This window comes from Mucilaginibacter dorajii, from assembly GCF_024808255.1.
Taxonomy (GTDB): domain Bacteria; phylum Bacteroidota; class Bacteroidia; order Sphingobacteriales; family Sphingobacteriaceae; genus Mucilaginibacter; species Mucilaginibacter dorajii.
The window spans coordinates 131,283-144,778 of the sequence record NZ_JANTYS010000003.1 but is presented as its reverse complement, the minus strand read 5'-3'; the positions used below and the strand labels follow the sequence as shown (position 1 = coordinate 144,778).

Genomic DNA, 13,496 nt, shown 5'->3' with positions numbered 1-13,496 from the left:
GGCCATCCGCCTATTGGCGGCATATTTTTGGCGGCCGAATTTTTAATTTAATTGTGTATATCTACCGCTTATTGGGCCACGGCATTCAGGTTCACATTCAGATCGAAATCATCATAGATCACCTTATCTCCAAGGTTTTCAAAAAAGTTTTTTGAGCGGAATTTGATATCGTACTTGGTACGATCAATGGTGATCTTTGCGGTTGCAGCCAATTTTTTGCCGTTTACTGCTACAGTTGCCGGGAAGCTTACTTCGTTGGTGATACCTTTAATAGTCAACTTGCCTTTTACATCATATTGGTTTCCTGTAGTTTTTGTGGCCGATGAGATCACAAAATTAGCTTTAGGAAATTTTTCTGTATTGAAGAAGGTTTCGCTTTTTAAAGTACTAACCAGCTTATCATTTGAAGCCTGGTCGGTAAGGTCGGCATCGGTAATGGTATTCAGGTCGATGTCGAAACTACCGCCTTTAAGCGCGTTATTTTCAAGAGCAAAGTTGCCGTTACTTACTTTTACTTCGCCGTTATGATCGCCTGTGGCTTTTTTTGCCGCCCAGGTAAGTTTACTGCTCTCATTATCTACCTTAAAGGTTGATACTTTAGCTTTTTTTGTTGAGCCAACAGTTTTAATGGTTACAACTTTTCCTTTTGTAAGCTTAACGCTTTTAATGGCCGATGGTGTAAACGCGGTTAGCGATACGAATGCTGTGAATAATACAGCGCCTGATAATTTAGTCATGGTGGTTTTTATGGTTGTTTAATTAAACCCGGCAAAGCTGTTACCCTTTACCGGGTTTGGGTTTAGTTTATTTTCCTTTAAGTTCTTTATTATCGTTACCTGTAACGTTAGCCGCGCTGGCCGGTACAGGCTCGGCTATCAATTCATCCAACAGCTTGTTGAATTTCTTTTCGTAATCCTGGTAATATTTACCGGTAACTGTGCCTGTGTAACCTGTGTATATTTCACGCACATCGCCTTTACGGTCGATAATGATGGTGGTTGGGAATGCTACAAATTTGTTGAGTGCAGGCAGTTTTTGCGAAACCAGTTTTTTATCGGCCAGGCCGCCAAAAACAATATCGTACTGAATATTGTATTTCTCTTTCAGCTTACCTAATGTGTATTTGGCATACTCCAGGCTGTCCTTCTGCTCAAAACCGATGGCAATGGCTTCTACCCCGCGGTTATGGTTTTTGTTGAACCATGGCGACAGAAATACAGTTTGATCGGTACAGTTAGGGCACCAAGTACCTACAATTTCAATGATGGTTACTTTGCCTTTATACTTATCATCACTAAGCGAAACCGGTTTACCGTTCAGATCGGGAAAAGTAAAGTCGAGCTTTTTATAGCCTTCTTTAAGGTAGGTTAGTTTGTAAGGGTCTGGCAATTCGGCTTTATCATCCTTTACCGCGTCAAACTTGGTATTATCATAAATACCAGAGCCAATTTCGCCGCTTAATGTTCCATCGGCATTGATTTTGCCTTTGTATATTTTAGGACTTGGGCCTGTAAAACCCGATAACTCAAACTCGTCGCCCTGAACGGTACCTTCCAGTTCGCGGCTATCGCCGGTTACCTGCATAATTACACCGGTCAGTGTGTTACCTGTTTGTTTTAAAACAGCGATTTTGTTAGGCACCTGGTCTTTAGAGTAAACTTTTAACTCCCACTTGCCGGTTAAATTGGCTGTTGGTGCAACATCTTTACCGGGTTCAACAAAGCGGTAGGTTTTACCGTACTCCGCAGTAAAGGGTAACGAATTTCCTCTGAAACCTGGTACCAGGCTGCGATACTCGCCGGTCAGCGTTCCATCTTCCTGAACCTTAGCTACCAGGGCGGCATCATAAGTATTCATTTTGATGAATACCGAGTCTTTACCAATCTGTTTTACGTGAAAATTGTCCCGGCGGCTTCCGTTTATCAGTGTAAATACAGCATGCTCGGCATCCCTGCCTTTCAATTCAAAATTAAATGGCACTTTGGTTTCGGCCACGGTAAATTCGCCGCGCCAAACGCCCTCTTTAATAAATTTAACAGGCGGATTTTTATCGGCAGCCAATGCCGCAGCTCCACTGAACAATAAGCCTACAGACAGGCATTTGAATGATGTGATTAAGTTGATTGTTTTCATTTGATATATTGTTATAGGATCTGTTAATATTAATTACCCTGGTGAGCTGCAGGTTCAACAACCGCGGCGGTTTCAGGAGCCGGTTCTGCAATCAGTTCGTCCAGCAGTTTGTTGAATTTCTTTTCGTAATCTTCATGGTATTTGCCGGTTACGGTACCTGTATAACCAGTGTATATTTCTCTTACATCGCCTTTTCTATCAATGATAATAGTAGTTGGGAAAGCGATGAATTTGTTCAATGCAGGCAGTTTTTGCGATACCAGCTTTTTATCGGCCAGTCCCCCAAAGGCGATATCGTAATTGATCTCATATTTTTCTTTCAGCTTGCCTAAAGTGTATTTGGCATATTCCAGGCTATCTTTCTGCTCAAAACCTAAAGCGATGGCTTCTACCCCACGCTGGTGGTTTTTATTGAACCATGGCGAAAGAAATACGGTTTGATCGGTACAGTTAGGGCACCAGGTGCCAATGATCTCTACAATCACTACCTTACCTTTGTATTTGGCATCGCTTAATGAAACCTGCTTACCATCGATACCGGGGAAAGAGAAATCAAGTTTTTTATAGCCCTCTTTTAAAAAAGTAAGCTTATAAGGATCGGGCAACTCAACCTCTGCTTTTTTAGCGGCATCAAACTTCAGGTTTTTATAGATGCCAAAACCTTCTTCACCGCTGATAGAACCATCGGCATTGATCTTGCCTTTTATAATAAACGGACTTGGGCCGGTAAAGCCGCTCAATGCAAACTCATCGCCCTGTACTGTTCCTTCCAGTTCACGGGTATCGCCAACAACGGTCATTACCACACCGGTAAGCTTGTTTCCTTTTTGTTTTAACAAGGCGATAGAGGCCGGAACAGCCTCTTTACTGTAGGTTTTAATTTCCCACTTACCAGTCAGATCGGCTTTGGGGGCTACATCTTTGCCTGGTTCAACAAAGCGGTACGTTTTACCATATTCGGCAGTAAATGGTAAAGAATTACCCCTGAAACCTGGCACCAGGCTACGGTATTCACCACTTAACGATCCATCATCCTCTATTTTGGCTACCAATGCCGCATCATAGGTGTTCATTTTGATGTATACAGAATCGGTGCCTATAGATTTTACATGAAAATTGTCGCGGCGGGAGCCATTAATTAATGTAAACACCGCGTGCTCTGCATCCTTGCCTTTCAGTTCGAAGTTGAAAGGAACTTTTGATTCACTTACAGTAAATTCACCACGCCATTTACCTTCTTTTATAAATTTAGGCTTTGGGGTTGCGTGGGCCGATAACACGCTGACCCCGCTAAGCAATAAAGCGGCAGTCAGCAGCCTGGTTTTGTTTAAGTAGTTTGTAGTTTTCATTTTGTATAAGTTTTAATTGTTGTTAATTGAAGCGATGGCTGAAAATTTGGGCATAGGTTGCCCATAAGGCTTTGCAAGCCTTTAAAACAGACACTATAAATTTTAGATTATCCGGCTGCTAAAACCAGAAAACGTACTGAACCAAACAGCAACATCGTTTGATGACTGCGGACTGCACATGCGGGTAATGGTAGTGAAATGTATTCATGACTGTTAGTTAATTTATATTCCGGCGGCATCATCGCTATCGGAAAAAGTTTAGCACTTATTCCAGGTTCCTGAAAAGTTGCTATAAGATCATCGAGACTTCCTCTCCCTTATTCTTTATAAATCAACTAATTAATGGTGGGGTTAATTAGAATGGTGTAAAGATAATAATAAATATGACAAATACAATAAAATCTATAGATTTAGTAGAATATTTTTAATTTTTTATCTTTTACTAATTGTTTATCTTGTAAAATAATAAACATCCTGGACTGTACAGCACACGCCTGAATTACCACCATAGCAAAGCAACGCACTTAGTACAGCCAGGATGTATATCTTATAATGGATATTCAAAAAAATGGCTGGAAGGATGCTTTTAGCAATAACAACAGAAAGGGATGCCACCATTCTGTTTGCGGGCCAGGACTATTAAATTTCTGCTTAAGTTCATGGTATTATTTAAAAGTACAGCAGGTTAATTGGTGGCTATCGGCTGCATGAATGATTAGGTATTTTATTTTACAGGAATATTAAATTCTACATCTTCTGGTGGCAGGCATTGCTGGTTGCTACATACCATATAATTTACGGTTCCGTTTACGGTAGCCTGCCCGGCCTTCAATTTTATTTTTTGCTGAAATATTACCGATTGCTCAAAGTACTGCACGTTCATACTAAATGATTTTTCATACTTAGTAACCGATTTGGGTTCGATGACATTGCCTATTAGGGCGTAATCATTGTTTTCTGCAAACTTCAGCGTCGTTTTAACCGGTCCGCCATCCGTAAGGTGCTGCGAGTAAATATGCCAGCCTTTATCTATGGTGGCTTTTATAAATACAACTGCTTGATCTTTATCAACCTTTTTGGCCGCATATGACCATTTTACAGGAGTTAGTATCTGTGCGAAAACCTCGCTGCTTAAAGTAATGGCTATGGCCGTTAGTATAATTTTTTTCATAAGGTAAATGATTTTGTAAAGTGTATCCTATGTAGCAGGTTGCAGATGATATATCAACAACACATCAGGATAACGCTATAATACCGGCCGGGCGTATTAGAAAACTGGTAGTAGAATGTATTCATTTATGATTAAGTTTATTAGTTATAGCTTAAGTTACAGGTTATAAATACCAATCTCCTTCCTGTGCCGAAGGAGTACCAAATGCTATAACGTCACAAATATACAATTATATTCTATTAAATCCATAGACATTATAGAATTAATTATTTTTTAATAGTGATTTATCGTAATCTACAAAAATATCCCGCGTTCCGTTTATGCCGGATACAGCTCCGGATAGGATTCCCTGCCCAGTGGTGCCTGGGTTATTCCCATGGCCTAAAGGCCAGCTTCCCTTTGTTTCGGTAACGCCAAAGCCAGCAAATGAAGCCGCTTTAAGGGCAAAATCGGTACAATTGTTTTTAGATAGATGGTAATCTAATCCATCATAATCTTTTATCAATTTCATGATCCGGTCAAACCGTCTTTTAGAGATAAAACGGCCTAACACTTCATCCCAGTTATGATCATTGTCGTTTTTAAAGGTTCCCGAGCAGGTGGGGTTCCAGGGCGTTGCCGAAAATATCAGGTTATCCTTTTGCGGATAAAAACCAAACGAAACAGAAACAGAACTTGAATCGGTATTATATTTAATAAGCGTAATAAAAGTGTGCCCGGTATTAGCCAGTTTAAATACCTTGGGTTTTCCCGGCACCGGCTGCTTCACGTGAAATAACAATGCATAAGCAGCGGCCTTTTTACCGTCGTTGAAAGTTCCGGTAATACGGTCATAGGTAATTGCCTTACTTTTCTTTTCAGTTTTGTCGTTTAAATCAGTGGGGCGGGGATTGTTAACAAACAGGGAGTCGTCGCTTGAATTAATAGCCAGGTACCCGCTTTTATCCAACTTTTGCTGAGCGGCGCTATCAGCTGTTAGCGAATCAATAGCAGAACTGGTACTTGGCTCGTCACCGGGTACCTTATTTTGCTTGATTGTTTTGAAGAAGCATTTCATAGCCAGCGGATATAGCCTTAGCCTGGCGAATACATTGGCCAGCCGGTAATAAAGCTTCACCTTTGATTGGTTATAGGTTATTTCGCTATTATCTGCCGAAAGTTCTTTTAAATAACCCATCAGCAATTTACGCTCCTGCCGGTTGCTTAAGTGGGTTTCCAAGTTTTCTATAAAATTTATTTTAACAGTATTGGAATTTGACTCATTGGCTGCAGCAGTGGTTGCTTTATTTGCGCTTTTTAAAGATAAATCATTAATGTTGATATCTGATGTATCTGGCCTGGTGGGCCTGTAATGTACCGCAGCAGATAACTGGGCATGGGCTGACATAGTAAACAACAGGCAAATGATAACAGGTAAAGCCTTGCTAAAACGTAATATATAGGAGATGGACATACAGAAAAATTTAAATTGATATTGTTATTAACAGCAGGATGCCGCAATCAGTATAGGTGCAAATCTATTTTATCCGCAACAACAACGATCACTATAAATAGCCGGTAAATAAACTCCCTTATTTTTCATATCCGGTACAAACATAATAACATTTTAAATAGTCTACAAAATTAGTAGAGTATTTATTAAACTTGCACACGGATGAATTTTTAATGGCTTAAACAATTGCAAAATGAAGGAGTATGCTTTAATAACAGGTGCAAGTAAGGGCATAGGCAGGGCGATAGCGTTATTGCTTGCTCAAAAAGGCTACAACCTGTTGCTGGTTGCCCGGTCTGCAAATGAGCTGGAAAATTTAACAACACTTGTCAAATCTCAATATAGCGTTGAAGCTACCTATTATTATGTAGCCGATCTTTCTGTTAGCGGCACTGCCAGCCAAATTGCAGAATGGATTAAAACATTAAATGTACCTGTATCTATATTAATTAACAATGCAGGTCTGGGTATTTGGGGCAACTTCGGCGAACTGGATATTATTAGTCAAGCAAGCATGATGCAGGTAAACATGACAGCCCTGGTTGAGCTTTCACATCATTTAATACCCGCTTTAAAATCGCAAAAGCAAGCTTATATTTTAAATGTGAGCAGCACAGCCGCCTACCAGGCAGTACCTACGCTGGCGGTATATGCGGCATCAAAATCATTTGTATTATCATTCAGCAGGGCTTTACGGCATGAGTTGAAGTCAACTACCGTATCGGTAAGTTGTCTTTGTCCTGGTCCTACCGATACAGGTTTTGCGCACAGCGCCGGTATGGATGCATTGGCCGAACTTGCCGCCAAATTTAATATGACCGCCGATGAAGTAGCACGTATAGGCATCAATGGCTTGTTGCGAAAAAAGGCGGAGATTGTACCGGGTTTCTTAAACAAACTATCCTCCCTGGCCGCAAAGCATAGTCCAAAAGCTTTTATCGAACATATCACGGCCGGTTTATACAAACAATAAAAAAAATTCACAAAAACTTGTTTGATTAAATTAATTCAATACTTTTGCAATAGTCTATTAAATACATAGATATTATATACATTGAATTACCACCAACACATATCCTTTGCATTTACCATGCGAATGCCCTTCCCAAAAAGGGTCATGTGTAGCTGTTGTTGTTAATTTCCCCAACGGACCTGCTTCCGATCTTAAATGCCGCTTAGCGCGGTAACCAGTTTTATACCATCTTTTTAACGCATTAATAACCGTATCTCATGGCAAACCCATATCAAAAATTTACCTTAGGCAGTACTATTACGCCGCAACAACAAGCTTTTTTTAACCAGCACGGCTTTATACACTTCACTAATTTCATAAAACCCGAAACAGTGACCGACATTATAGATGCATCAAAACAGGTGCAGCAACAATGGATCGCTAATAAGGTAGATAAAGTAAACGGTGTGCCTATAAAATATGGTAAAGATGTGGATGGCTCCCCTATTGTGCAGCGTTTTGCCTTTATCAATAAGCACCATGCTGTATTGGATGAGTTTGCTAAAGATCCGCGTTTCCAGGTATTGCTTAACCTTATTGGCGATGGCGCACGCCTGGGTACCGATGAAAAAGACGGGATGGTTTTTAATCACTATGTAAACGGCCCCGAAAGCAGTTTTACCAAAATGGGCTGGCATACCGATGGCCTGCGCGATATTTTCCACGGTTCGCGCTTAAATCCAATGCTGAATGTGGGGATTCACCTGAGCACACTGAAGCCAGAGAATGGCGGATTGCGCATTTTACCCGGGACACACCAACAAAGCCTTTACCAGATGCTTTTCCGCAAAAAGTATTTTCTTGATCACGATACCGATGAAAATGAAGTGGCCATTACACCAACCGCAGGCGATTTAACCATTCATGACGGAAGGCTGTGGCACCGGGTAGCCCAATCAACAGTCATCGGCGAAGAAAGCCGCAGGCGGGTAATTTATATCCCTATCATAGCAGGGAAATACGAGCCCAAGCATGCTGATAGCCCTACAGCTTTTTATCAACGGTTTGCAGGCATTGTTAAATAACGACCATGTTAATAGCACTCTTCATAGGATACCTGGTACGCACTGGCAAGATAGCAGCTATCAAAAATTTCTTCGGCAACAGCAAACTGCTGACTAAGAACTCCGCACAAAATCCGGTGGTTGTCTCCGGCAATTCAAGCATATTTCCCTAAAACAACAATATTAAATTTTAATTAAACCTGCCCAACCAACGATTATTTTATTCATAAATTTAAATACTATACTAATTCTATAGAATTAATGTATTATAATTGTATTCACTGTTAAAGTTCATAAACATTAATTCATATTAAGCAATTTCAACTTATTGTATGCCAGACCAAAAACCAAAACAAACCGCCCTTGGTGATGTAGCCGCCAGGCAGTTAGCCGTAGCAACACGTACCGTACCACAGCTATCAACCATTACGCCTCGCTGGCTTACGCATTTATTAAACTGGGTTCCTGTTGAATCTGGCGTTTACCGCTTAAACAAGGTGATAGATGCCAACAATGTAGAAGTAGATTGCTCTAACCGCGACGAACGCGAGCTGCCATCAACCTTTGTTGATTATGAAGAAAATCCGCGCGAGTATAACCTGAGTGCTGTAAACACAGTATTAGATGTGCACACCCGCGTATCTGATCTATACAGCAAGCCTTACAATCAAATCAGTGAGCAGTTGCGTCTTACTATCGAAATTGTTAAGGAAAGACAGGAAAGCGAACTGATCAACAACACCGAATACGGGTTGTTAAGCAGCGTTGCCGCGTCACAAAAAATTAAAACCAGGTTAGGCCCCCCTACCCCTGATGATCTGGACGAACTGATCACCAAAGTTTGGAAAGAGCCCGGATTTTTCCTGTTACATCCTTTGGCAATTGCCGCTTTTGGCCGCGAATGTACCCGCCGTGGTGTACCTCCGCCAACTGTTTCGTTATTCGGTTCGCAGTTTATTACATGGAGGGGCATTCCGCTCATCCCGTCAGACAAATTGCCTATCGTTAATAACAAATCAAAAATCATTCTTTTACGCACCGGCGAAAGTCGCCAGGGAGTTGTAGGCCTGTTTCAGCCAGGTTTGCCGGGCGAACAATCACCTGGGTTATCAGTGCGCTTTATGGGGATAAATAATAAAGCAATAGCCTCTTACCTGGTTTCGCTTTATTGCTCATTGGCTGTATTGGTTGATGACGCTATTGCTGTTTTAGAAGATGTTGATTTAGGTAATTACCATGAGTACAAATATTAATCCGGATAACTTACCCAACCTTCAGGAGCTTGAGCAACTGGCCAACCAGTTGTTTAAATCAGGCCCTGGCGGTATCGTAAGTCAATTACCTGTTCAACAGGTGCCTGAAATTTTCTCGCTACCGGGTAACATAGCTGATGTTGGGTTATTTAATTCATCGCAGCATATAAACGCGCCCGCCCAGCCCACTCCTCCAAGTACAATTGGGGGCGGCGGTATTTCGCCATCGGCCGTAAATCAGAATAACGCTGTCAACCTAAAAGATCCGCAAACCAGTTTTGTGGATCCTAATTTAAGCGGGCATCCTAATTCTACAGCCCCCATCCAGGGAGGTACGCCTTTTGGCGGGCAATTGCCTGGCAAACCGGGCTTTGGTTATGACTCCTACCTGGTAAAAACTGATCTTATCCCGGATGTGGCTTTAAAGCAAAACTTCCCGGTTGAACAGCTTTCACATGCTCCTGAAGGTTTGCTCCAACTTCCATACCAGCAGGAACAGGCTTTTGATATCGACCTGAAGAAAATATTGAGCGATATCCGTGCATCAGGGCCATCAAGCGCTTTGCCATTCGCCGGCGCACCTGTTGCTCCTGAAGCTCCGTTTTATTTTTTATCGGATAGTCATGGATTGCCGGCTGTTAAATCGGAGCCGGAAATAGTTAAGCAGGCAGGATTCAGCAGTATCATTAGTCCGCCGTTTGATGTAAACATCGTAAGGCGCGACTTTCCGATACTACGGGAACAGGTTAATGGCAAACAGTTGGTTTGGTTGGATAACGCTGCCACAACGCAAAAGCCAAGGCAGGTAATTGACCGTATCAGTTATTTTTACGAGCACGAAAATTCAAATATCCACCGGGCAGCACATGAACTGGCTGCAAGGGCAACTGATGCTTATGAAGGCGCACGCAAAAAAGTGCAGGCCTTTTTAAATGCGCGTTCCATCAACGAGATCATCTTTGTTCGTGGCGCTACAGAGGCTATTAACCTGGTGGCTAAAAGCTGGGGCGAACAATACCTGAACGCTGGTGACGAGATCATTGTAAGTCAGTTGGAACACCACGCCAATATTGTACCCTGGCAACAGTTAGCTGCAAAAAAGGGGCTGAAGATCAAAGTGATCCCTGTTGATGATGACGGGCAGATACTGATTGATGAATATGTAAAACTCCTTGGACCAAAAACCAAACTGGTTTCATTTACCCAGGTATCCAACGCTTTGGGTACAGTAACACCTGCCGCGCAAATTGTACACCTGGCACACCTGGCCGGGGCAAAAGTATTAGTAGATGGCGCTCAATCCGTATCGCATATGCCTGTTGATGTACAGGCCTTAAATGCCGATTGGTTTGTATTTTCCGGTCATAAAGTATTTGGCCCCACAGGTATCGGTGTACTTTACGGCAAGGAGGATCTGCTAAATGAAACACAGCCCTGGCAGGGTGGCGGCAATATGATAAAGGATGTAACTTTTGAGTATACCCAATACCATGATGCCCCAGGTCGTTTTGAGGCAGGAACAGGCAACATTGCAGATGCCGTTGGCCTTGGTGCTGCCATTGATTACGTTACCCGTCTGGGCATGCCACTGATAGCGCAATACGAACACTATTTACTGGTTTATGCCACCCAGCTATTGAAGGAAGTAAAAGGAATCCGTCTGATAGGTACAGCTCCCGATAAGGCAAGTGTTTTATCATTTGTGTTGGATGGCTATAAAACAGAAGAAGTTGGCGCGGCATTAAACAAACAAGGTATTGCCGTACGCTCGGGACACCATTGCGCCCAGCCAATATTGCGGCGTTTTGGCGTAGAAGCAACGGTGAGGCCTTCTTTGGCATTTTATAATACCTGCGCCGAAATTGACTTGCTGGTAAACACCCTTCATAGCCTTAAACGATAATGGGAGGATATGAAAGACGATAAATTTGACAGCTTTATACAAACGCTTTATGAAACCCATAAAGCCGAATGGGAAGCAACACCAAAGATCAGGGCTTGCGTAGGCTGGCTGTCTGATCTTTTTGAGTTCCTGTTTCCAAATAACCATGCCAATAAGCTATCCATATATGGCGGTCATCTTAAAAAGAACCAGATAGATCTTGAAAATATATTGCTAAGTTATCTTGATCCGAAAGATATTGATATTGAGCAAGCTGTTGTTTCATTTTACGATTCGTTGAATGAAATTTACCAGGATTTGCGGCAGGATGCGTCCATGATCTATGAGAAAGACCCTGCCGCTACCAGCGTACACGAGGTGATTGTATCATATCCCGGCTTTTATGCCATCGCGGTTTACCGCATTGCACATCAGCTTACCCGGCTGGCCATACCTATTTTACCAAGGATATTATCTGAGCATGCGCACGGCAAAACCGGGGTTGATATACATCCTAAAGCTACCATTGATGTTCCTTTTTGTATAGATCACGGTACCGGGATAGTTATTGGTGCAACCAGTATTATTGGCAAGCATGTAACCATATACCAGGGCGTAACATTGGGGGCAGCACAGGTAAGTAAAGAGTTATCCGAAACAAAAAGACATCCTACAGTTGAGGATAACGTGGTTATATACGCCCGTAGCACCATTTTGGGTGGCCGTACAGTGATTGGCCATCATAGTGTGATAGGCGGCAGCGTATTTTTAACAAAAAGCGTTCAGCCCTTTTCGCATGTTTTTAATACCCATCAATTACGAATTGAGGTAAAAGAAAACCTGCAATAATTTATTTAAACATGGTTTCTAAGCTTAACTCATCAGAGATAATTCATTTCCTGATTATTCTTTTAATTATCCTCATCCCCGCAAGGTTGTTAGGCGAACTATGCCGCAGGTATAAATTGCCGGCCATCATCGGAGAAATTTTCGCGGGAATCATTGTTGGCCCTACCCTTTTGGGACTATTTTTCCCATCCGTTTTCAAAGATGTATTCCTATCTACTCCTCACGCCTTCGAAGCGTTTGATGGTATTGCCAATATCGGCATCATTTTGCTGATGTTCATTGCTGGCTTCGAGGTAGATTTGAAACAGATACGCCAAAATGGTAAACAGGCTATCAGCATCAGTCTTACCGGCATTATATTCCCCTTTGCTATTGGTTTTGCTTCGGTCTGGTATTTGTACCAAAGTCATTTTGCCAACGGCTTTAACAACCAGTTGGTTACTTCGCTGTTTTTTGGAACAGCACTTTCCATAACTGCGCTATCGGTGATCACCAAAATATTGCTCGACCTTGATATTCTGAACACACGCATTGGCAACATTGTATTAACAGCAGCCATGGTTGACGATTTTTTGGGCTGGATACTGTTCTCCGTCATCATCCAGCTGATGAACGTGGGTAAGGGTGAGGCCTCCTTCTGGTCGGTAAGCATAGTGGTACTTTACGCCGTTTTCATGTTAACCGGTGGGCGATGGCTTATCCATAAACTATTGGCATTTGCGGGCAAGGGCGAAAAACCCGGCCGCGTACTTACCATGGCGGTTTGCCTTTGCCTCATCAGCGCCTGCATTACCGAAGGGCTTGGTGTCCGGGGCATATTCGGGGCTTTCCTGGTTGGCGTCGGCATCAACGATTCTAAATATTTTACAGAAAAGCACAAGCATGTACTGCATCAGTTTACCATTAATGTGTTAGCGCCGCTCTTTTTTGCATCCGTTGGCCTGAGGCTTAATTTTATAGCCAATTTTAACCTGGAAGTGGTAGTAATTATATTGATCATCGCCTGCCTGGCTAAACTGCTTGGTGCAGGTATTGGCAGCGCCATGAGCGGCATGAGTAAAAACGAGTCAATAGCGGTAGCATTTGGTATGAATGCAAGAGGATCGCAGGAGATTGTACTGGGCTTGTTGGCTTTGCAGGCCAAAATCATAAGCGAACCCGTATTTGAAGGCCTGGTAGTAATGACGGTTGTAACGATGATCATATCCGGCCCAATCATGAAACATTATTTTTTAAAGGAGCAAAAGCTGCAGTTGGTTGAAACGAGTTAAAGATCGTTGAAAAAAAGAGAACAAAACATGAAAATATATTATCGGAAACGCCCGTTCATTAAATAAAACGGAAATTTTCG

The 13,496-nt window shown here is 42.3% G+C and carries 12 protein-coding genes and 1 riboswitch; of the genes, 7 read left to right on the top strand and 5 right to left on the bottom strand.

Translation table 11 applies throughout. The features are described from left to right. Positions 1-68 precede the first annotated feature (68 nt). The 5 genes from FHS10_RS05040 to FHS10_RS05020 form a co-directional block, all read right to left on the bottom strand. Complete coding sequence (locus FHS10_RS05040) at positions 69-737, bottom strand: YceI family protein (RefSeq protein WP_259088209.1); 669 nt, start codon at positions 735-737, stop codon at positions 69-71. Positions 738-804: 67 nt separating this feature from the next. Next, positions 805-2,133, bottom strand: coding sequence for a peroxiredoxin family protein (locus FHS10_RS05035; RefSeq protein ID WP_259088208.1), 1,329 nt, complete (start codon positions 2,131-2,133; stop codon positions 805-807). A gap of 29 nt (positions 2,134-2,162) precedes the next feature. Continuing rightward, positions 2,163-3,482: a peroxiredoxin family protein gene (locus tag FHS10_RS05030; protein WP_259088206.1), complete on the bottom strand. Its 1,320-nt coding sequence runs from the start codon at positions 3,480-3,482 to the stop codon at positions 2,163-2,165. Between the two features lie 219 nt (positions 3,483-3,701). Further along, positions 3,702-3,815: riboswitch (SAM riboswitch) on the bottom strand. A 391-nt stretch (positions 3,816-4,206) separates the two neighbouring features. Further along, positions 4,207-4,653 (bottom strand): protein-disulfide reductase DsbD domain-containing protein, encoded by a 447-nt coding sequence (locus FHS10_RS05025; protein ID WP_259088204.1) that lies wholly within the window; start codon positions 4,651-4,653, stop codon positions 4,207-4,209. Between the two features lie 262 nt (positions 4,654-4,915). Then, positions 4,916-6,106 (bottom strand): hypothetical protein, encoded by a 1,191-nt coding sequence (locus FHS10_RS05020; RefSeq protein ID WP_259088202.1) that lies wholly within the window; start codon positions 6,104-6,106, stop codon positions 4,916-4,918. Positions 6,107-6,338: 232 nt separating this feature from the next. Between FHS10_RS05020 and FHS10_RS05015 the strand changes: the two genes are divergently transcribed. The 7 genes from FHS10_RS05015 to FHS10_RS04985 all read left to right on the top strand — a co-directional run bounded on the left by FHS10_RS05015 (position 6,339) and on the right by FHS10_RS04985 (position 13,416). After that, the gene (locus tag FHS10_RS05015; protein WP_259088200.1) at positions 6,339-7,118 is read left to right on the top strand and encodes an SDR family NAD(P)-dependent oxidoreductase; all 780 of its coding nucleotides are present in this window, start codon (positions 6,339-6,341) and stop codon (positions 7,116-7,118) included. 257 nt (positions 7,119-7,375) lie between these two features. Continuing rightward, on the top strand, positions 7,376-8,182 hold the full coding sequence (locus tag FHS10_RS05010) for a phytanoyl-CoA dioxygenase family protein (RefSeq protein WP_259088198.1): 807 nt from the start codon (positions 7,376-7,378) through the stop codon (positions 8,180-8,182). A 5-nt stretch (positions 8,183-8,187) separates the two neighbouring features. Further along, the gene (locus FHS10_RS05005) at positions 8,188-8,334 is read left to right on the top strand and encodes a hypothetical protein (protein WP_259088197.1); all 147 of its coding nucleotides are present in this window, start codon (positions 8,188-8,190) and stop codon (positions 8,332-8,334) included. 159 nt (positions 8,335-8,493) lie between these two features. Next, on the top strand, positions 8,494-9,414 hold the full coding sequence (locus FHS10_RS05000) for a family 2A encapsulin nanocompartment shell protein (RefSeq protein WP_259088196.1): 921 nt from the start codon (positions 8,494-8,496) through the stop codon (positions 9,412-9,414). Next, positions 9,398-11,317, top strand: coding sequence for a family 2A encapsulin nanocompartment cargo protein cysteine desulfurase (locus FHS10_RS04995; RefSeq protein ID WP_259088194.1), 1,920 nt, complete (start codon positions 9,398-9,400; stop codon positions 11,315-11,317). Before FHS10_RS05000 ends, FHS10_RS04995 begins: the two co-directional genes overlap by 17 nt. A gap of 9 nt (positions 11,318-11,326) precedes the next feature. Further along, on the top strand, positions 11,327-12,145 hold the full coding sequence (locus tag FHS10_RS04990) for a serine acetyltransferase domain-containing protein (RefSeq protein WP_259088193.1): 819 nt from the start codon (positions 11,327-11,329) through the stop codon (positions 12,143-12,145). Between the two features lie 11 nt (positions 12,146-12,156). Beyond that, positions 12,157-13,416, top strand: coding sequence for a cation:proton antiporter (locus tag FHS10_RS04985; protein ID WP_259088191.1), 1,260 nt, complete (start codon positions 12,157-12,159; stop codon positions 13,414-13,416). Positions 13,417-13,496: the final 80 nt, after the last annotated feature.

Excerpts from the sequence above, each read along its gene's own strand:
- FHS10_RS05040 (WP_259088209.1), bottom strand. The coding sequence starts at position 737 with ATGACTAAATTATCAGGCGCTGTATTATTCACAGCATTCGTATCGCTA.
- FHS10_RS05035 (WP_259088208.1), bottom strand. The coding sequence starts at position 2,133 with ATGAAAACAATCAACTTAATCACATCATTCAAATGCCTGTCTGTAGGC.
- FHS10_RS05030 (WP_259088206.1), bottom strand. The coding sequence starts at position 3,482 with ATGAAAACTACAAACTACTTAAACAAAACCAGGCTGCTGACTGCCGCT.
- FHS10_RS05025 (WP_259088204.1), bottom strand. The coding sequence starts at position 4,653 with ATGAAAAAAATTATACTAACGGCCATAGCCATTACTTTAAGCAGCGAG.
- FHS10_RS05020 (WP_259088202.1), bottom strand. The coding sequence starts at position 6,106 with ATGTCCATCTCCTATATATTACGTTTTAGCAAGGCTTTACCTGTTATC.
- FHS10_RS05015 (WP_259088200.1), top strand. The coding sequence starts at position 6,339 with ATGAAGGAGTATGCTTTAATAACAGGTGCAAGTAAGGGCATAGGCAGG.
- FHS10_RS05010 (WP_259088198.1), top strand. The coding sequence starts at position 7,376 with ATGGCAAACCCATATCAAAAATTTACCTTAGGCAGTACTATTACGCCG.
- FHS10_RS05005 (WP_259088197.1), top strand. The coding sequence starts at position 8,188 with ATGTTAATAGCACTCTTCATAGGATACCTGGTACGCACTGGCAAGATA.
- FHS10_RS05000 (WP_259088196.1), top strand. The coding sequence starts at position 8,494 with ATGCCAGACCAAAAACCAAAACAAACCGCCCTTGGTGATGTAGCCGCC.
- FHS10_RS04995 (WP_259088194.1), top strand. The coding sequence starts at position 9,398 with ATGAGTACAAATATTAATCCGGATAACTTACCCAACCTTCAGGAGCTT.
- FHS10_RS04990 (WP_259088193.1), top strand. The coding sequence starts at position 11,327 with ATGAAAGACGATAAATTTGACAGCTTTATACAAACGCTTTATGAAACC.
- FHS10_RS04985 (WP_259088191.1), top strand. The coding sequence starts at position 12,157 with ATGGTTTCTAAGCTTAACTCATCAGAGATAATTCATTTCCTGATTATT.